We start from the raw sequence: 19196 nt of genomic DNA on the forward strand, positions 1-19196 counted from the left end.
CTCATCCCTGCACCGCTGCTACGCTGACTGGTGCGTTTTCCTCAATCCACTTATCGATACAATCAGCTGCATCACGACCATCACGAATGGCCCACACAACCAGGCTGGCACCGCGCACAATATCACCTGCGGCAAAAACACCAGGCAGGCTGGTCATGAAAGTATCAGACTTAACAGCAAGAGTGCCCCAGCGTGACACTGACAAAGCAGGCTGCGCCCATAATTTTGGCAGTGGTTCAGGGTCAAAACCCAGCGCCTTAATGACAAGGTCTGCTTCGATGGTGAAAGAGCTGCCATCAACAGCTTCAATCGCCTGACGACCTGAAGCATCGTTCTGCCCCAGGCGCATACGCACAGCGCGAACACCTGTGACTGTCTCATCACCCAGAAAAGCCTCTGGTGCGGCGAGCCATACGAAATCAACACCTTCTTCTTCAGCGTTTTTCACTTCGCGGGCTGAACCAGGCATATTGGCTTTATCACGGCGGTAAAGACACTTAACTGACTTCGCACCCTGACGAATAGCTGTACGCACACAGTCCATCGCGGTGTCACCACCACCGATAACCACGACATTACGCCCCGCAGCATCAAGGCCTTTTGCCTCGTCTGTCAGCGTATCACCAAGAGAGCGACGGTTAGATGCTGTCAGGTAATCAAGAGCTTTCTCGATACCTTTCAGGCCGGCACCCGGGCCACCCAGGTCACGCGATTTGTAAACACCGGTTGCAACCAGAACAGCCGTATGACGTTTACGCAGCTCAGCGAAAGAGAGCTCGCCCTCAGCCTCACCAATACCCTGCCCCATGTGGAAGATGACGCCACCATCCTCAAGCAGTTTATGACGGCGGGCTACGATATCTTTTTCAAGCTTAAAGCCAGGAATACCATAAACCAGCAGGCCACCCACGCGGTCATACCGGTCATAGATATGAACCTGATAGCCTTTACTTCTCAGGCGGTCAGCTGCAGCAAGACCTGCAGGACCAGCCCCGACAATACCGACTGACTCACTACGCTCGGTTACGGGAGAAACAGGTTTAACCCAGCCTTTTTCGAAAGCTGTATCGGTTACATAACGCTCAACCGCACCAATAGTTACGCTCTCAAAGCCTGGTTCGATAACGCAGCTGCCTTCGCACAGACGGTCCTGCGGGCAGATACGGCCACAAATTTCAGGAAATGTGTTTGTCGCTGAGGAAATTTCATAGGCTTCTTCAAGACGGTTATTGGCCGTCAGCATAAGCCAGTCAGGAATGTTATTTCCAAGCGGGCAGCCAACCGAACAAAAAGGCACACCACACTGCGAGCAGCGGCTCGCCTGAGTTGTTGCCTCCTGCGGTTTGAAATCTTCATAAATTTCATTGAAGTCGGCTTTACGGGCCGGGGCTGTACGCTTTTCGGGCTGCTGCTGCGCAACAGAAACAAACTTGAGCATTGATTCGGTCATGGGGGCGCCTTCCCGATTAAAATGGCGCAGCAGACACACTACGCCCAAAACAGGTTAGCCTGAGGTAAACTCTTCCCCCTTTTGTGAAAAGACAGCAAAGCTGACCTTTCTCTGTTTTTCACAAAACCGAAACGTCGTAATATGTAAATTTGTTCATAAATATAGGACTCAAAAGAGTCCTATTGCGTTATAATATCCTGTTTTGAAACAATAATACCTGAACGACCACCACCCGGACGAAAGCGCTCCATATAGAAAGGCACACAACGCTCAATGCTGTTTGGCTCCATGTCCAGCTCAGCAAAACCAGGTTCACCCGGGGGCAGAACATTATCCTGCGAGAGCATACGAAGCTGATCACGCGTGAGAATCTGACCTGGCAGACGCTCAAAAAACGCAGCCTGGAGAGTGGCGATCCAGCCAGGCACTCTGACCAGCAGGTTTTCACGCTTCGTCTGCGCCAGAATCCAGCGATAAATTTCACGCATTGTCAGGATATCCGGCCCGCCCAGAGACCAGGTCTTGCCGGCCTCAGCAAGCTCAGGCGTCAGAATAATACGGGCGATACTCTCAGCCACATCACCGACAAAAACAGGCTGAAGACGGGCAGAGGCACCATAAACCGGCATAACCGGCAGAAAACGCGCCAGAGAAGCAAGGCGGTTAAAGAAATGATCATCCGGCCCGAAAATAACGGACGGGCGAATAATCGACGCTGTAGGGATATATTGCTTCACAGCCTCCTCCCCCGCAGCGCGACTGCGCCCGTAGGCTGAAGGGGCATCAGAGGCGGCACCAAGCGCTGAGACCTGCACAAAGGTCTCCACACCCGCGGCGGCAGACAGGCGCGCAACACGCTTTGCACCCTCGACATTTACACTTTCAAGCCCCCGCCCGCCCAGCACGGCAACCAGGTTCACAACAACAGAGGCGCCTTTAACAACACAGGCAACAGCCTCTTCATCCTGCACGGGGGCATAGAACGGGGCGATCTGACCGACATCACCAAGCGGGCGCAGCAGAGAAGCAAGGTCGGGCCGGCGCCCGGCAACACGCACAAGATACCCTGCACGGGCCAGGTGCTGAACCACATACTGCCCTACAAAACCGTTCCCACCAAAAACGGTGGCTATTCTGCCTGCGCTCATCTGTCCCTCTCCTGCCTGATCTGCTCACATGCAAAAAACAGGCTCTGTTCTGTCAGCTATCTGAAGACATAGTAGCATACCCATTACCAAAAGGCCGCAACAACCCTGACATCACAACACCGTATAAATGACCCCCACAGACTAAGAGGCTGTAATTTTATGAAGTTATACAAAATGGTAATGAAAAAAAACTTCATAAAAATGAAAAAAATCATTTTACCCGATTGACGCACCTGGCCTGTCGCGATAAACACCCGTTCACCGACCTGATGCAAACAAACTTCAGGTAGTCATTTAAGCCCAGATGGCGGAATTGGTAGACGCGCAGGTTTCAGGTACCTGTGGCCGAAAGGTCGTGGAAGTTCGAGTCTTCTTCTGGGCACCAATGCGATGGAAATCATCGTATTGTGACAATCAAAGCAGGGCACTACCAAGCCCGCTTTAAAAATACCCCTTAATAAAAATTCAGCCTTTATCTTAAAAGAGTTTTTTGTTTTAAGTGGCTCTCTGCATCTGCCACAGATATCCCGACATGCAGCAAATTCTTTAAGATTACATAAAATTCACTCTTCGCATCATCCTCTTCTTCTGCGAATGTCTGCGTGCAGAGAATTCATCTCTGCTTTCACACTCAGCAGGAGAGAATTCGTGAAAGCTGCAGTTGTTACCAAAGACCATAAAGTCAAAATTACAAATAAAACGCTGCGCCCGCTTAAACATGGCGAAGCTCTGCTTAAAATGGTGTGCTGCGGCGTATGCCACACAGACCTGCACGTTAAAAATGCTGATTTTGGAGATAAAACCGGCGTAACACTTGGCCATGAAGGCGTTGGTATTGTCAGCGAAGTCGGGCCAGGCGTGACATCGCTCAAACCAGGGGACCGCGCCAGCGTGGCATGGTTTTTCAAAGGGTGTGGCCATTGCGAATATTGTACAACAGGTCATGAAACCCTGTGTCGCAGTGTAGAAAATGCCGGTTTCAGTGTTGATGGCGGCATGGCCGAAGAATGTATTGTCGTTGCTGATTATGCCGTAAAAGTGCCAGACTCTCTCGACTCAGCCGCTGCCAGCAGCATAACCTGTGCCGGCGTAACCACCTACAAAGCAATCAAAATGACCCGCACAACGCCGGGCCAGTGGATTGTTATTTATGGCCTTGGCGGCCTGGGCAACCTCGCCCTGCAATATGCTAAAAACGTCTTTAACGCCAAAGTAGTCGCTGTTGATGTAAACGACTCACAGCTACGCCTGGCAACAAAGATGGGGGCTGACCTTGTCGTTAACCCGCGAAAAGAAGACGCCACCAGCGTTATTCAGGAAAAAACCGGCGGATGCCATGCAGCAGTCGTAACCGCCGTCGCTAAAGATGCCTTTAACTCAGCAGTTGGCGCCGTGCGGGCCGGTGGACGGGTCATCGCCGTTGGTCTGCCCCCCGAAGCCATGAGCCTGGATATTCCCCGCCTGGTGCTGGATGGAATCGAAGTTGTGGGCTCTCTGGTTGGCACACGTCAGGATTTAGCTGAAGCGTTTCAGTTTGCTGCCGAAGGCAAAGTTACGCCAAAGGTAACGTTACGCGCCATTGAAGATATCAACGATATTTTTCAGGAAATGGAAGACGGCAAGATTTGCGGCCGCATGGTCATTGACCTGCAACGCCGCACCTGATCAGCTTTATCTATGGGGTGCCTTAACGGCGCCCCAGCAGGAACAGGGCCTGCTCGCCAAACAGATTAGCCAGCCTTACAGAGCGCCGCCAGGGGGCGCGGCTGCCATCTTCGTCAACGGCCATCCACTGCAGCACGGTGTACCCCTCCTCCTCACACAATGCCAGGAAGTCGCGAATGGTGCACGGATGCACATTTGGCGTCTCATACCAGGGGGTGCTCCATACCGATGTCATCGGCATACGCCCTGTCAGCAGCAGCTGGAGGCGCAGCCGCCAGTGCCCGAAATTGGGAAAAGAGACAATGGCATGGCGGCCAATGCGCAGCATCTGCCGCAGCACCTCACGCGGGCGTTCAACCGCCTGTAAGGTGCGCTGCAACACCACATAGTCAAACGCGCCATCAGGATAATGCACCAGGTCATTATCCGCATCTCCGTGCACAACCGGCAAACCATGCGCGACAGAGCGGGTCACCTCACGCATATTAATCTCAATACCACGCGCATCACACTGACGCTCGCGGAAGAGATGACCAATCAGCGCTCCGTCTCCGCTGCCAACATCGAGAACGCGCGTTCCCGGCTTTACCATTTCAGCAATAAGGCGCTGGTCAAGTCGCATCAGGCAAGCCCCGCATGTTCAGCAACACCGCACAGAAAACCCCTGACTGTGCGGTCAAAATCCGGCTCATCGAGCAAAAAGGCATCATGCCCTTTGTCGCTCTCTATTTCTACAAAAGAGACATTGGCTGCCACCCGGTTCAGTGCATTCACCAGCTGGCGTGACACCGAGGTAGGAAAAAGCCAGTCAGAAGAAAAAGACACAACGCAAAAACGTACCGGAGTACCCGCAAAAGCGGCTGATAAATCACCTTCATGCTCAGCCGCCAGATCAAACCAGTCCATCGCGCGGGTGATCGTCAGATAAGAGTTTGCGTCAAAGCGGTTCACAAAAGAAGAGCCCTGATAACGCAGATACGACTCCACCTCAAAGATATCACTGAACATCGACAAAGACGTTTCAGGCGCCTGCGACGCCAGCTGCCCCCTGCGCACACGCCTGCCAAATTTACGGGTCAGCGCCTCTTCCGACAGATAGGTAATATGCGCCATCATGCGCGCAACAGCGAGACCTCGCGCTGGCACTTTGCCATATTCCCAGTAACGCCCGCCATGCCAGTCAGGGTCAGCGAAAACTGACTGACGCCCCACCTCGTTAAAGGCAATATTCTGCGCGGAATGAAACGGAGACGTTGCCAGAGGGAGAACGGCCAGCATCATATGCGGGTAGGTAACTGCCCACTCAAGCGCCTGCATCCCCCCCATTGACCCGCCAACAACGGCAAAAAGACGTTCTATTCCAAGATGTTTTACGAGACTATGCTGGGCACGCACCATGTCACGCACCGTAATGGGCGGAAAGTCAGTACCCCAGCACTCTGAGCCGTTTCCCTTACCATCGCTGCGGACAGAGCGCGGGCCGGTGCTGCCCATGCAGCCCCCCAGCACATTGGGGCAAATCACAAAAAAGCGGTCTGTATCAATCGGGCAGCCAGGCCCGACCATGCGTGCCCACCAGCCGGGCTTACCGGTAAGCGGGTGCGATTCAGCAACGTACTGATCACCTGTGAGCGCGTGACAGATAACAATCGCATTATCGCGTTTTTCAGACAATGTACCGTATGTGCGGTAAGCAACCTCAAGCGGAGCAAGATGAACACCACATTCGAGGTCCAGACCCTCCGGGAACGTAACACTGGTGTGTTTTCCGGGATCAAAAGAAGCCGTGCTGTTCATAACCGTCCTCTGACACTCCAGCAACATAGCAACATAAACAAACTTTTTGTCAGGCTGCTTTTCGCACCTGATACCAGCAAGGACATACCGGCACCAGGCACATAAAAACTATTTTCGCTTTAGCCATCCATTTTCAAAGCAGCAAGGAACGCGCTTTGCGGAATTTCAACCTTACCAAACTGACGCATGCGTTTTTTCCCTTCTTTCTGCTTTTCAAGCAGCTTTCTTTTACGGGAAATATCACCACCATAGCACTTTGCCGTTACGTCTTTTGACAATGCACCAATGGTCTCACGCGCAATAACCTTGCTGCCAATAGCTGCCTGAATGGCAATTTTAAACAGCTGCCGGGGAATCAGGTCTTTAAGACGTGCACATATTGCCCGCCCGCGGGTTTCAGAGGCTGAGCGGTGCGCAATGAAAGACAGAGCGTCAACAGGTTCCTGATTCACAAGGATGGAGATACGTACGAGATCACTCTCTTCATACCCATCCATCTGATAATCAAAACTGGCATAACCACGTGTCAGTGATTTCAGGCGGTCATAGAAATCAAAAACCACTTCGTTAAGCGGCAGGCGATATACAGCCATGGCACGGGTGCCAACATAAGTAAGGTCAGCCTGCACACCACGACGCTCGCTGCACAACGTCAGCACCGCACCCAGATATTCATCCGGCACCATGATAGTTGCTTTGATCCATGGCTCTTCAATATGGTCGATCTGCGAGAGATCAGGCATATCAGCCGGATTATGCAAAACTTCCTTCGTGCCATTGGTCATGGTGATGTTGTAAACAACCGACGGCGCTGTTGCGATCAGGTCAAGGTCGAACTCGCGTGAGAGACGCTCCTGAATAATCTCAAGGTGCAAAAGCCCCAGGAAGCCACAACGGAAACCAAAACCAAGAGCAGCTGATGTCTCGGCCTCATAATGGAAGGAGGCATCGTTAAGACGCAGCTTGGCAAGGCTGTCACGCAGCTTTTCAAAGTCGTCCGCCACAACAGGGAAGAGACCACACCATACCACCGGGATAGATGGCTTAAACCCGGCAAGGGCTTTTTCGGCCGGACGACGGTCATCCGTGATGGTATCACCCACATTACAGTCAGCAACAGTTTTAATAGCCGCATTAATATAGCCCATCTCGCCCGGGCCAATGCTGTCAACTGGTGTCATACGCGGAGAGAACACACCAACCTGATCGATCTGATGCACCGCACCACTCGACATCATGCGCATTTTTATGCCTCTGCGCAGACGACCTTCCTTCACACGCACCAGCACGATAACCCCGAGATAAGGGTCGTACCAGCTGTCGATCAGCATTGCCTGAAGTGGTTTTTCAGCATCACCCTGCGGCGGGGGAAGACGGGTTACAACAGCCTCAAGAACGCCCTCAATATTCAGGCCGGTCTTAGCAGAAATTTCGACCGCATCATCAGCAGGAATACCAATCACCTCTTCGATCTGCGCCTTAACACGTTCGGGCTCAGCCGCTGGCAGATCAACCTTATTGAGGATCGGAACAATTTCATGGTTGGCATCAATAGCCTGATACACATTAGCCAGCGTCTGCGCTTCAACCCCCTGAGAGGCATCAACCACCAGAAGAGACCCTTCGCAGGCAGCAAGCGAACGGCTGACCTCATAGGCGAAGTCAACATGTCCGGGCGTGTCCATCAGGTTCAGCACATAAGTCTGCCCGTCTTTTGCCGGGTAAAGCAGCCTGACGGTCTGTGCTTTAATGGTGATGCCACGTTCGCGCTCCAGGTCCATATTATCAAGAACCTGGTTGGTCATCTCACGTGCGGTCAGTGCACCACAGGCCTGGATCATACGATCAGCGAGGGTCGATTTCCCATGATCAATATGAGCAATGATCGAGAAATTGCGGATAAGCGAAAGAGGTGTATCGGTCATGATGCTCCCTTTAAGGGATAGGAAAGAAAAAGTCAGCCATTTCCGTCTGAGTTCGCACGGCTTTTATCATAATTTTTTATATTCTCTTCGCCTCACCTGCTCAGAGCAAAGCGCAGAGCCATATTTTTCTCAGAAGGTCACGGTAATAATACGGTGCACCCATATCTCTGCTCCGCCCGATACCGCAGGTAATTCATCCGACTCCTGCTCTGACTGTCCGGCAAAAAAAGGCATTACGGCACCAGGGGCGCCAGGCGACCACAGCCCCGCGACTGAGGGCCGCCCGGTCTGACTGCACAAAACACGGTCATGCCGGCGCGGTGGCAGGTCGGGCACAACCACAATCAGGCTCTCCTCACGCATCACGGGTTCATACATATCGGTATCGACCCGGACAACGTAGGCAGAGGGGGCAAATACGCCAGGAAGGACCACACTCTCCCACATGATCGTCCGGGGAAGGCCCGTATGATCAAAAACCCCCTCTTCATGCAGCCGGGACAAAGGCAGAGCTGGCAAAAATACCCCTCCCTCCACCGGTACTGGCCGGGCCACCTGCCTTTTATCAAAGGCATCAGCAAACTCTGAAAGAGACAGACGCAAAACAGATAAGGCCGAGAAAAGACTGCTCAGAGACGGCCAGCGATAATCCCCCTGTGCGTTACGACGCCGGGAAGGATTAAAAGTTGTCGGATCAAGCCCCGCTGCTCTGGCAAGGCCGGAAGGGGTAAAGCCGTGCTCTGACGCCAGCCCGTCGAGCGTATGCCACAGACGCCCGGCCTCAGACAGGTCAGCGACCACCGCGATACCGCTTCATGCCAAGCACTTCCTGCCTGTAGCGGGCATATCCGGCATCAGTGGCTAAAAAACGCCCCTGAGGTGAACGCTGTACGAATCCCATCTTCTGCATACGCTCAAGGCAGGGATCATCACGCAGACCTGAGGGCCGGCCTGAAGCCCCCGTCAGGCATAATCTGTGCAGAGAAGAGCGACAGCATGTTTCAAGATAAGGCTGGCTCCATACCTTCTTCATAATGTCTCTCCTGTGATATCAGTCATATGCACATCAGTTATACAGCTTTTACGTATCTGAAAATAAAAAACGCCTGCACGGGCCAGCCGTCAGGCGCTTTCTTCGTCAGCAATACAGAACGATCAGGCGGGCCTGAAACGTTGTGTAATCTTAGTGGTGTTCGCCACTGAGTTTTTCGGCCGAGTCCTGGCTGAAGCCAACCAGACAATAAGCAGCCATGAGAACAGACGGAATGATAAATGCCACAACGAAGCCAATGAAGCTTACTTCAGTTGCTGCAACAGCAAAAATATCCAGACCGCAGATAATAAATGCCACGAACATAAACAGACCCATTTTTCCGACCTTTCGTCATTGGGATAACTGACAGAGCACGCCCCTCCTGCCAGTCTGCTCCGGACTATGAAAGACCTGGAAACCGAAGACCATTTAAAAGGCAGAACGGTACTTCCTGCATATTCAGGTGCCACGCTACCTTTTTTTTTACGCAAGTCAATTTATTATTCTGCATTGCTCTTAAGCACATACTCTATGGCTTTATCACACATAAAGGTGCAGAAATTACCGCCTGGCGGGTTTACCCCTCTCAGGCATAAAAACAGGCAAAAAACCCTGCTCACATCACTGCGCTGTCAGTACCGGCATGTCGTTCAGCCAGGCAAAACAAATTTTCACAAAAGCGTGAGAATATATAAAAATAGCAGCTTCTGCCTTTGATAATAATATCTTATAGGCCCATGATTAAAGGGCTACCTGCCCTGCCTCTGGCAGGGTTTGATTGAACAGGCTCAGTTGTATTATCATACCGACTGACACAACAAACAGGATATATTACCATGGCATGGACAGCTCCTCAGGTTACCGAAATCCCGCTGGGCGCAGAAATTAACAGCTACGTTTGCGGCCAGAAAAAATAAGATACGCTCCCATGCGCCCGCTTAGGCTCAGCTGAGCTGTAAGAGCGCCTGGCTGGCGCGTGGGTGCTTTCTTAGTCGTTAATGCTCGACATTATTGTTCTTGGCGCTGCTGCCGGAGGAGGATTCCCCCAGTGGAATTCCGGTGCACCCGCCTGTAAGCGCGCCCGTGCGGGTGACCCCACAGCGCAGTCATGCACTCAGGCCTCACTTGCCGTCAGCGGTGATGGTATTCACTGGTACGTGCTCAATGCTTCGCCTGACCTGCGCACTCAGATCAACCAGACTCCGGCCCTGCACCCCCGGACCGGCCTGCGCTCAACCCCCATCAGCGGCGTTGTTCTGACCAGCGGCGAAATTGACGCTATAACCGGGCTGCTGACAATGCGTGAGAAGCAGGCCTTCTCTCTCTACGCCACGGCACCCGTACTTGAGCAGCTTGCTGCTAACCCTGTTTTCAACGCGCTTGACCGCACTCTCGTGCCCAGACACGAAATGCACTCCGGCCAGCCCGTTGCCCTGACACCTGCTGGTTTTTCCATCACGCCGTTTGCCGTGCCCGGCAAAGTACCTCTTTACGCTGAGCAGGGCGAAAACCCGGCTGAAATTAAAACAGACGGTGAATTTATCGGCCTCGATATCTCAGACGGCAAACAGCATGTTCTGTTTATTCCCGGCTGCGCCATGATGACTGATGCCCTTCGTAAACGCCTTAAAACAGCCGATGTCGTATTTTTTGACGGCACATTATGGACTGATGATGAGATGGTCCGCATGGGGCTGGGGCAAAAAACCGGCAGGCGCATGGGGCATATGTCTGTGGCTGACACGCCCGATGGCACCATTGCCACCTTCGCGAACCTGAACATTCCCCATAAAATTCTTATTCATATCAATAACTCTAATCCGATCCTTCTGGCTGATTCGCCCGAGCGTAAACAGGCGAAAGAAGCCGGATGGGATATTGCTTATGACGGTATGAGGCTCACTCTATGACCACACTGCTCACCCCTGATGAACTTGAGGCAGCCCTTCGTACTATCGGTGCAGAGCGCTACCACAACCTGCACCCCTTTCATAAAGCGTTGCATGGCGGCAGGCTCACCAGAGGGCAAATTCAGGCATGGGCCTTAAACCGCTATTACTACCAGGCCAGTATTCCTGCCAAAGATGCCACGCTGCTGGCCCGCCTGCCCACCCCCGAACTGCGCCGCGAATGGCGCCGCCGGCTGATTGACCATGACGGCACAGAGCCCGGCACCGGCGGAGTGGCCCGCTGGCTTAAACTGACTGAGGGACTGGGCCTCGATACAGCATATGTTCAGTCACTCGACGGGCTTTTACCCGGAACGCGCTTTGCAGTTGATGCCTATGTGCACTTCGTACGCGATAAATCAGTTCTCGAAGCCATTGCCTCCTCTCTGACAGAGCTGTTTTCACCCACCATCATCAGTGAACGCGTGTCAGGCATGCTGCGCAACTATAGTTTTATCACTGAAGAAACACTGGCTTATTTTGCACCGCGCCTGACCCAGGCACCGCAGGATTCAGCTTTTGCTCTGGCTTATGTCAAAGAACATGCCCGCACTGTCGAACAGCAGCAGGCTGTGATCAATGCCCTTAAGTTTAAATGTGGCGTGCTATGGTCAATGCTTGATGAGCTTGATTATGCCTATGTTGCCCCCGGGCATATTCCTCCGGGCTCGTTCCGCCCGCAGGACGACCGATGACACAGGCTGACGGCACTTTTTCAGCCAGCACGGTGCTGCGTTTTGCGCGTGGCACCCGCCTGCAGTTCGACCGCGTACGTGAGCGGTGGTTCATTCAGGCGCCGGAGCGTGTTTTTCTGGTTGATAATATTGCCGCCGAAATTTTGCAGCTGGCTGATGGTGAGCGCTCTCTGGGCGATATCAGCACGATACTGCATGAAAAATTTACAGCCCCGTATGATGTTATTCTGGCTGATGTGCTGCGTATGACCCGTGACCTGGCTGAAAAACAGGTATTACAAACCGTATGACAGCCACTCCCCCACCTCCGATGAGTCTGCTGGCTGAGCTGACCCATCGCTGCCCGCTGCAATGCCCCTATTGCGCTAACCCGGTTGAACTTGAAACCCGCGCCCGCGAGCTGGACATAGCAACCTGGATCCGCGTGTTTGAAGAAGCCGCCGCGATGGGCGTGTTGCAGGTTCATTTTTCCGGTGGGGAGCCCATGGCCTTTCAGGGGCTGCCAGAGCTTGTGCAGGCCGCGTCACGCCTTGGGCTTTATACAAACCTGATTACCTCAGGCGTTTTACTAACCGCTGAAACGCTTAAGCCGCTATATGATGCGGGTCTGGACCACGTGCAGCTCTCTTTTCAGGATGCTGACCCGAACGAAGCCGAGCGTATTGGTGGCATGGCCGGAGCTCAGGCAAAAAAACTTGAAGCCGCACGCCTGGTCACTGAGGCAGGCCTGCCTCTTACTCTTAACTTTGTTATTCACCGGCAAAACATCAGCAATGTCCCTGCTATGCTGAACATGGCCGAACAGCTCAAAGCCCGCCGCGTTGAAATTGCTCACACACAATATTATGGCTGGGGCCTGAAAAACCGCGATGCCCTGCTTCCCTCCCGTGCACAGCTTGAAGAAACTGAAGAGGCTGTCGCACAGGCGCGCCTGCGTTTTGGCTCACGCATTACCGTTGATTTTGTAACCCCTGATTATTATGCCGACCAGCCCAAACCCTGCATGGGCGGATGGGGACAGAAGTTTATCAATATCTCACCCGCGGGTGCCGTTCTGCCATGTCACGCTGCTGAAAGTATTCCCGGGCTGACTTTTCCTTCAGTCAAAGATTCTTCACTCGAAGAGATCTGGTATCGTTCCCCGCTGTTCACTTTATACCGTGGCACAGACTGGATGCCCGCCCCCTGTCGCTCATGCAGTCAGAAAGAAATTGACTGGGGTGGCTGCCGCTGCCAGGCTCTGGCTCTGACCGGCAATGCAGGCAACACCGACCCTGTTTGTAAACAGGCACCCGGCCATTCGGCCATACAACAGGCCATTGCAGACAGACCTGAAACACCTCCCCCTCTGATTTACCGGCGATATGGCAATATAAAAACTACCGGGTAATAAAGTCTGTATTACCCGCCCTGCCTGAGCACAAAATACGAACACCTTAATTAATAATAAATAATTTTTAATAAAAATTTGATATATCAACAAAACTCTTCTCTGTTTTGTCATGAACAATATTTTCACATGCTGTAAAATGTAACTAAAAAATAAAAAAATTCCCTTTATATATACATAATATTATCTCAATATCTTCCCCGCACGCTCAGTGTTATGTTAAGAATAAAATAGCGTATGAGTAATATGTGGCCTCTGACTTTCATTGTGACAGCCATGCCAGCCTGTAAGCGGAAAGATTCGAGATGAGATGCATTAAGAAAATAGCACTATGCAGCAGTATTCTTTTTCTGAGCGGGTGCTATAATCTGGGCTCTCACAGGCTCGGCAGAGATGTTGAGCAATATTCAGATTCGATGATTGAATCGAACAAACAACAAACTCTGCTCAACCTCGTACGCCTGCGCTACGCTGACGCCCCCGGCATGCTGAATACAACGCAGGTTATCTCAGGCTATCAGCTACAGCAAAGCTCGTTCCTGGGGGTTGCCTCTGATACTTTCCCCATCCGGCCTAATGGCGGAATAGCAGGACAGTTTCAGGAAACACCAACTTTCACCTTCCAGCCTGTTACGGGTGATGCCTACGCATACAGCTTCCTTCGCCCGCTTCCCCCTGCAACCCTGCTCCCGCTGGCTATGGGCGGGCTGCCCATTGATATTCTGCTGCGTCTGTCAGTTCAGTCTGTCAATATGATGAGCAATAACAGGCCATTTTCTAAAAATTCTGATGACCTGACAGCGGCAGCTAATACACAGACCACCGAGTTCCTTGAGCTGATTCACGACCTTCGTGTGCTACAGGCAGCCGGGCTGCTCAGTATTCAGCTTGAACAGGATAAAGCATCCGCCACTGACAAAACACCACCTCACAGCCGCGTTTACCTCAGCCTCACTGCAACAGATGACGCCCATCTGCTGGCGATCGAGCAAAAGGTAAAAAAGCTTCTCCATTTCTCCTCCCGCTCTTCCCGCGTCGAGATTGTTTATGGTGTGGGAGAGGCTCAGCCCGGTGAGGTCAGACTGCTAACCCGCAGCATGCTCAGCATCCTGGGGCAGGTTGCCTATCAGATCCAGATTCCCGATGACGAGATCTCTTCAGGCAGCACACGCAGAAATAATACTTCACAGAATGAAGAGGACCAATCTCTTATTAAAGTTTACTCATCGCACAAACGACCACATCATGACTTCGTCTCTGTGCATTATGACGACTATTACTACTGGATTGATAAAAGAGACTTTGACAGCAAACTGGCATTTACCATGATGCAAATGCTGTCTGAGCTTTCCAAAACAACTCAGAACCCGGGTTCTGTCGTCACTATTCCGGTCAACAGATAGCCTTTTCTAAACAGCCCTGGCAGAACGTAATGCCGTAACTCTGCAGGGTCAGCTCTTTTTTGCGGCTGAATAAGGATCGTTCTCATGACATCGAACTCTGCCTCTGATCATTCTCTGATCAGCACATCACTGGCAACGCCAGCTCTGCGCTCTGACAACTGGCTGAATGTTCTGTACCTTGCACGGAACTGGGCTGAAGCCTCTTCAAAAACAGACAGCATTAAAAAAGATCTGAGTGCTGCCCTGACAAAACTTGAAGAAATTGACCTGTTCTTTGCCTATCCTGGCACAGCCCTGCTGGCCCGCCTGAAACAATGGCTGGAGGAAGATGATGCCAAGGCATTCCTGCGCCTGGCACAGCGTATTTCGACAACCATCGTGTCACAGAAATACCACCGCGATGTCAGCGCATGGAACCTTGAAGAGCTTGAGGATGAACCCGTTAACCGCCTGCCTCAGGCCCTGACGCATATTAAGAACAAACCTTATTTTGAAGTTCTGAGCGTGGTACCTCATGCACAGTCACGCTGGCAGCATATTCAGGAAGAAGCACGTGGTGTGCGCCGCCCTGAAGACGAGTTTATTTATCAGACAGTCATTGTGGGTAACGCCCCTGATGCTCTGACAGCTATTCTGATTAACCCTGATATCAGCGCCGTTGTTCTTTACGAAGGGTTTGCTGCTCATGCTGCAAACGAAAACCCGCTGCTTGATGTGTTCAACACCGTTATTGACCTCTCCGCCTCTGACGATGAAATTCTGACACTGCGCCTTGCTCAGGCCATTAAAAAAATTCGCCCTGAGCTTGATATCTACCTGCTGAGTGACAGAAATATTGAAGCGCTGGCCGGTAAACCGGAATGCCATTTTATCAACCGCATCTTCTATCAGATGGAAGAGCCGCTTGAGCTGCATCTTTCCATTCTTGAAGGTATCCGCAACCGTTATAAAACGCCTTTCTTTGATAATCTGAAACGGTATGCACAGCGGCCAATAGCCACATTCCATGCTTTGCCGATTGCCCGGGGTAAGTCTGTCTTTACCTCCAACTGGATCAGTGACATGGGCGAGTTTTATGGCCCTAACCTCTTCCTGGCAGAAAGCTCAGCCACAACCGGCGGGCTCGACAGCCTGCTCGAACCCACAGGTAACATCAAAGAAGCTCAGGCCCTGGCCGCAAAAGCCTTTGGTGCCGATCACTCTTTCTTTGTCACGAATGGCACCTCGACCAGTAACAAGATGGTCCTTCAGGCTCTTCTTGCCCCGGGCGATATCGTTATTCTCGACCGCAACTGTCACAAATCACACCATTATGGCTGTGTGCTGGCAGGGGCTCAGCCTTACTATGTTGAGGCCTTCCCCCTGGCACAATACTCTATGTATGGCGCTGTGCCTCTGCGCACCATCAAGACAGCCTTGCTTAAACTCAAAGCACAGGGCGAGCTCGACCGTGTTAAGATGGTTGATCTGACCAACTGCACTTTCGATGGCCATGTGTATGACACCCGCCGGGTCATGGAAGAATGTCTGGCTATTAAACCCGACCTCGTCTTCCTGTGGGATGAAGCCTGGTTTGGTTTTGCACACTGGTCACCGCTGCTGCGCCAGCGCACAGCTATGGGTGCTGCCGCTGTCCTGACCGAAAGCCTCAAACAACCAGCCGCCCTGAAAGCATGGGAAGACCAGCAGAAAAAACTGGGGAACGCACCAGATGATAAAACCCTGCTGAACACCCGCCTGGTGCCAGACCCGCGGGCTGTGCGTCTGCGCGTGTATCAGACAAACTCTGTGCATAAATCTATGTCTGCACTGCGTCAGGGTTCGATCGTTCTGGTCAGGGATGTTGACTTCGAACATGTCGAGGCTCAGTTCCACGAGGCCGTGTTCACCCATGCCTCAACCAGCCCGAACCTTCAGATCATTGCCTCACTCGATGTGGCCCGCCGCCAGATGCAGCTGGAAGGATATGGCCTGGTCAGCAACGCTGTGCAGATTTCGCTTGAAATCAGAAAGCAGGTTAACAGCCACCCCGTCATCTCCAGATATTTCAAGGTGCTCGACAGCTCTGAGATGATTCCTTCTGCTTACCGTCCTTCAGGCATTACCTGCTACAACAGCCATGATATCAGCTGGGACAAAGCAGCGCAGGCCATTAAAGAAGACGAGTTTATGCTTGATCCGACCCGTATGACACTCTTCTGTGGTCATGCCGGGTTTGACGGCACCACTTTCAAAAATATTCTGGCTGATAAATTTAACATTCAGCTTAACAAAACATCGCGTAACAGCGTTCTTCTTCAGTCCAATATCAACAATACACGCAGTGACATAGCGCTGCTCATTCGTGTTCTGGTTGAAATTGCTCTTGATCTCGATAACAAAATTACCGAGAACGCCAACGACTATAAAAAAGCTTTCAGACTGAAAGTGCGTGAACTGGTTGAAGACCTGCCAGAACTGCCTGATTTCAGCCGCTTTGATGATCGTTACCGCGAAAAACCTAAAGCTGACACCCTGCATGGCGACATCCGCCGCGCGTTCTATGATGCCTATAAAGAGAGCGAGTGCGAATACATTCCGCTTGATGACCCCGAAATTGATAAACGCCTTAAATCAGGGCCTGTGCTGGTTTCAGCCAACTTTGTTATTCCCTACCCTCCTGGCTTCCCCATCATGGTGCCCGGGCAGGTCATTACTCAGGGCATTGTTGATTTTATGCGTAAGCTTGATGTCAAAGAAATTCATGGCTTCAACAAAAACCTGGGCCTGAAACTGCTTAAACGCACAGCAGGCAAAGACAAAAAGAAATAAAATTCATGCGCTGGCTATACCTCCCCCGGATAACACCGGGGGAGGTATATTTTTGTGCTCCTCAACGCAGGCCATCTTACAGGTAAAAGGAGAGCCTACAGATGATCTTACACTGGATTGCTGAAACGCTTCGTTCAGCTCCGGAGCTGGCAATTTTTCTGACACTTGCTATCGGGTTTTGGGTAGGTTCACTCAAATTTTCAAGTTTCAGCCTGGGTGCTGTTACGGGCACTCTGCTCGTTGGTGTTCTGATCGGTCAGCTCGGCATTACCATTTCCCCTCAGGTAAAATCTGTTTTCTTCATTCTGTTTTTGTTTGCTGTCGGGTTCGGTGTGGGGCCACAGTTTGTCAGAGGCATTGCCAATGACGGCCTGCCTCAGGCTTTGTTTGCTGTCGTTATTTCTCTGCTGTGCCTGGGCTCTGTCTATCTGGCAGCCGTAATGTCAGGCTATGGCCCTGGCATGGCCGAAGGCCTGCTTGCCGGGTCACAGACCATCTCAGCTTCGATCGGTCTTGCGACAGATGCCATAAACCGTACAAACCTGTCTCCTGAGCATATTCAGTCAGAGCTTAATGCCATTCCGGTTGCCTATGCCGTGACCTACCTGTTTGGCACTGTAGGCACCGGCTGGATGCTGGCTTTTCTTGGCCCGAAGCTGCTCGGCATCAACCTGACGCAGGAATGTCAGCGTTATGAACGCGAAATGAGCATTAAGCCTGATGATGATCATGCTGAGACCGCCTGGCACGAATATATTGTACGTGCCTACAAGCTGGAAACAGCAGGGCTTATTGCAGGCAAAACCGTAGCTGAGGCTGAGCAGGAGAGTGAAGAACGTCTCTTTCTTGAAAACCTTCGCCGTAACGGCAAAATCATCACGTTTGATAATAACACCGTTTTACAGCAGGGTGATATTGTTGCCGTCTCCGGCTCTCATGAGGCTCTGGTCTACTGGTCAAACCACGCTGAAGAAGTGGCTGACCGCGAGCTGATTGATATACCGGTTGAAACCGTCAATGTCATTGTTACCAGCAAACAGATTAACAGCAGCAAGCTTATTGACCTGGCACGCGCACCATATGCCCACGGTATTTATATTAACTCGATCCGCCGTGGCTCTATGAGCGTTGAAATCCCTGCTCTGCCTCAGACCGTTATTAACCGCGGAGATATTATCTCCGTGACAGGCACACGCCGTAATGTCGATACGCTGATTAATGCTGTTGGCTATGCTGACCGCCCGACCAACGTCACAAGCATGGTCATGGTGGGGGCTGGCATTTTTGTCGGCGGCCTGCTTGGTTCCATAGTCCTGCCCGTTGCTGGTATCCCCATCACGCTCTCAGCCTCAGGCGGTGCACTGATTGCCGGCCTTATTCTGGGATGGCTGCGCAGTGTTACACCTAAACTGGGTAACATTCCCGCTGCTTCTGTCTGGTTTATGAACACGGTCGGGCTCAACATTTTTATTGCTGTTGTGGGCATTTCTGCTGGCCCAACCTTCATCACAGGATTAAAGGAAGCAGGCCTGAGTGTCTTTTTCTGGGGTGTTTTTGCCACAGCCTTTCCGATGCTTCTGGCACCACTCATTGGCAAATATATTTTCCGCTTTGACCCGGCCATCAACCTTGGCTGCTGTGGTGGTGCACGTACCAGTACGGCCTCTGTTGCGATGATTGCTGACGTCGCTAAAAGTAATGTGCCAATGCTTGGCTATACTGTGCCTTATGCTGTCAGCAACACATTACTGACGATGTGGGGGCTTGTGATTGTACTCCTGCTGACGTAGTAACAACACGCAAAGTATACACAAAGTTCATGCCGGCAACCGTAACATTGATTGCCGGCAAAATTTATATTATGTTTTCTTACGATAAAAAAGACAATTTTTTTCTAACATAAAACAACAGGCTGTTCATATAAAATTAT

General features: G+C 51.8%; 17 protein-coding genes and 1 tRNA gene. 10 read left to right on the forward strand and 8 right to left on the reverse strand.

The window, feature by feature from the left end:
* Position 1: 1 nt before the first annotated feature.
* The gene (locus GOB58_RS04790) at positions 2–1450 is read right to left on the reverse strand and encodes an NAD(P)-dependent oxidoreductase (protein ID WP_173559485.1); all 1449 of its coding nucleotides are present in this window, start codon (positions 1448–1450) and stop codon (positions 2–4) included.
* 179 nt (positions 1451–1629) lie between these two features.
* A complete protein-coding gene (locus GOB58_RS04795; RefSeq protein ID WP_173559486.1) occupies positions 1630–2598 on the reverse strand; it encodes a complex I NDUFA9 subunit family protein in 969 nt (322 codons plus the stop codon).
* Positions 2599–2896: 298 nt separating this feature from the next.
* On the opposite strand from GOB58_RS04795, the gene GOB58_RS04800 reads away from it, so the two are divergent.
* Both GOB58_RS04800 and adhP read left to right on the forward strand, forming a co-directional pair.
* Positions 2897–2983, forward strand: a tRNA-Leu gene (locus GOB58_RS04800).
* A gap of 263 nt (positions 2984–3246) precedes the next feature.
* Entirely contained in the window at positions 3247–4263 is a 1017-nt protein-coding gene (gene adhP, locus GOB58_RS04805; protein WP_173559487.1) for an alcohol dehydrogenase AdhP, read from the forward strand.
* Positions 4264–4285: 22 nt separating this feature from the next.
* Here adhP and metW read toward each other — a convergent pair whose 3' ends face one another.
* From metW to GOB58_RS04835, 6 genes are all read right to left on the reverse strand, one after another.
* Positions 4286–4885: a methionine biosynthesis protein MetW gene (gene metW, locus GOB58_RS04810; RefSeq protein ID WP_086553416.1), complete on the reverse strand. Its 600-nt coding sequence runs from the start codon at positions 4883–4885 to the stop codon at positions 4286–4288.
* A complete protein-coding gene (gene metX / locus GOB58_RS04815; protein ID WP_173559488.1) occupies positions 4885–6060 on the reverse strand; it encodes a homoserine O-acetyltransferase MetX in 1176 nt (391 codons plus the stop codon). The genes metW and metX overlap by 1 nt, the downstream gene beginning before the upstream one ends.
* A gap of 119 nt (positions 6061–6179) precedes the next feature.
* Entirely contained in the window at positions 6180–7985 is a 1806-nt protein-coding gene (gene lepA / locus GOB58_RS04820) for a translation elongation factor 4 (protein WP_173559489.1), read from the reverse strand.
* Between the two features lie 129 nt (positions 7986–8114).
* Positions 8115–8786: a helix-turn-helix transcriptional regulator gene (locus tag GOB58_RS04825; RefSeq protein WP_173559490.1), complete on the reverse strand. Its 672-nt coding sequence runs from the start codon at positions 8784–8786 to the stop codon at positions 8115–8117.
* Positions 8776–9018 (reverse strand): hypothetical protein, encoded by a 243-nt coding sequence (locus GOB58_RS04830; protein ID WP_173559491.1) that lies wholly within the window; start codon positions 9016–9018, stop codon positions 8776–8778. The genes GOB58_RS04825 and GOB58_RS04830 overlap by 11 nt, the downstream gene beginning before the upstream one ends.
* Before the next feature lie 150 nt (positions 9019–9168).
* Positions 9169–9342, reverse strand: a complete 174-nt coding sequence (locus GOB58_RS04835) for a hypothetical protein (RefSeq protein WP_158092769.1) — start codon at positions 9340–9342, stop codon at positions 9169–9171.
* Between the two features lie 512 nt (positions 9343–9854).
* Between GOB58_RS04835 and pqqA the strand changes: the two genes are divergently transcribed.
* From pqqA to aspT, 8 genes are all read left to right on the forward strand, one after another.
* Positions 9855–9935, forward strand: a complete 81-nt coding sequence (pqqA, locus tag GOB58_RS04840) for a pyrroloquinoline quinone precursor peptide PqqA (RefSeq protein WP_086553423.1) — start codon at positions 9855–9857, stop codon at positions 9933–9935.
* A gap of 81 nt (positions 9936–10016) precedes the next feature.
* Positions 10017–10928, forward strand: coding sequence for a pyrroloquinoline quinone biosynthesis protein PqqB (pqqB, locus tag GOB58_RS04845; RefSeq protein ID WP_173559492.1), 912 nt, complete (start codon positions 10017–10019; stop codon positions 10926–10928).
* Positions 10925–11662 carry a pyrroloquinoline-quinone synthase PqqC gene (gene pqqC / locus GOB58_RS04850; protein ID WP_086553425.1) on the forward strand — a complete coding sequence of 246 codons (738 nt, stop codon included), beginning with the start codon at positions 10925–10927 and terminating at the stop codon, positions 11660–11662. The genes pqqB and pqqC overlap by 4 nt, the downstream gene beginning before the upstream one ends.
* Complete coding sequence (gene pqqD / locus GOB58_RS04855) at positions 11659–11952, forward strand: pyrroloquinoline quinone biosynthesis peptide chaperone PqqD (protein ID WP_086635146.1); 294 nt, start codon at positions 11659–11661, stop codon at positions 11950–11952. Before pqqC ends, pqqD begins: the two co-directional genes overlap by 4 nt.
* Positions 11949–13052 carry a pyrroloquinoline quinone biosynthesis protein PqqE gene (pqqE, locus tag GOB58_RS04860; RefSeq protein ID WP_173559493.1) on the forward strand — a complete coding sequence of 368 codons (1104 nt, stop codon included), beginning with the start codon at positions 11949–11951 and terminating at the stop codon, positions 13050–13052. Before pqqD ends, pqqE begins: the two co-directional genes overlap by 4 nt.
* Positions 13053–13468: 416 nt before the next feature.
* Positions 13469–14455: a hypothetical protein gene (locus GOB58_RS04865; RefSeq protein ID WP_233133240.1), complete on the forward strand. Its 987-nt coding sequence runs from the start codon at positions 13469–13471 to the stop codon at positions 14453–14455.
* Between the two features lie 84 nt (positions 14456–14539).
* Positions 14540–17266 (forward strand): aminotransferase class I/II-fold pyridoxal phosphate-dependent enzyme, encoded by a 2727-nt coding sequence (locus GOB58_RS04870; protein ID WP_086553429.1) that lies wholly within the window; start codon positions 14540–14542, stop codon positions 17264–17266.
* Positions 17267–17367: 101 nt separating this feature from the next.
* A complete protein-coding gene (gene aspT, locus GOB58_RS04875; RefSeq protein ID WP_086553430.1) occupies positions 17368–19056 on the forward strand; it encodes an aspartate-alanine antiporter in 1689 nt (562 codons plus the stop codon).
* Positions 19057–19196 lie beyond the last annotated feature (140 nt).

The sequence above is a fragment of the Acetobacter thailandicus genome (assembly GCF_011516655.1).
GTDB classification, from domain to species: domain Bacteria; phylum Pseudomonadota; class Alphaproteobacteria; order Acetobacterales; family Acetobacteraceae; genus Acetobacter; species Acetobacter thailandicus.

Bases quoted from the DNA above. Each gene is read 5' to 3' on its own strand.
- GOB58_RS04790 (WP_173559485.1), bottom strand. From the start codon at position 1,450: ATGACCGAATCAATGCTCAAGTTTGTTTCTGTTGCGCAGCAGCAGCCC.
- GOB58_RS04795 (WP_173559486.1), bottom strand. From the start codon at position 2,598: ATGAGCGCAGGCAGAATAGCCACCGTTTTTGGTGGGAACGGTTTTGTA.
- metW (WP_086553416.1), bottom strand. From the start codon at position 4,885: ATGCGACTTGACCAGCGCCTTATTGCTGAAATGGTAAAGCCGGGAACG.
- metX (WP_173559488.1), bottom strand. From the start codon at position 6,060: ATGAACAGCACGGCTTCTTTTGATCCCGGAAAACACACCAGTGTTACG.
- lepA (WP_173559489.1), bottom strand. From the start codon at position 7,985: ATGACCGATACACCTCTTTCGCTTATCCGCAATTTCTCGATCATTGCT.
- GOB58_RS04830 (WP_173559491.1), bottom strand. From the start codon at position 9,018: ATGAAGAAGGTATGGAGCCAGCCTTATCTTGAAACATGCTGTCGCTCT.
- GOB58_RS04835 (WP_158092769.1), bottom strand. From the start codon at position 9,342: ATGTTCGTGGCATTTATTATCTGCGGTCTGGATATTTTTGCTGTTGCA.
- pqqA (WP_086553423.1), top strand. From the start codon at position 9,855: ATGGCATGGACAGCTCCTCAGGTTACCGAAATCCCGCTGGGCGCAGAA.
- pqqB (WP_173559492.1), top strand. From the start codon at position 10,017: ATGCTCGACATTATTGTTCTTGGCGCTGCTGCCGGAGGAGGATTCCCC.
- pqqC (WP_086553425.1), top strand. From the start codon at position 10,925: ATGACCACACTGCTCACCCCTGATGAACTTGAGGCAGCCCTTCGTACT.
- pqqD (WP_086635146.1), top strand. From the start codon at position 11,659: ATGACACAGGCTGACGGCACTTTTTCAGCCAGCACGGTGCTGCGTTTT.
- pqqE (WP_173559493.1), top strand. From the start codon at position 11,949: ATGACAGCCACTCCCCCACCTCCGATGAGTCTGCTGGCTGAGCTGACC.
- GOB58_RS04865 (WP_233133240.1), top strand. From the start codon at position 13,469: ATGATTGAATCGAACAAACAACAAACTCTGCTCAACCTCGTACGCCTG.
- GOB58_RS04870 (WP_086553429.1), top strand. From the start codon at position 14,540: ATGACATCGAACTCTGCCTCTGATCATTCTCTGATCAGCACATCACTG.
- aspT (WP_086553430.1), top strand. From the start codon at position 17,368: ATGATCTTACACTGGATTGCTGAAACGCTTCGTTCAGCTCCGGAGCTG.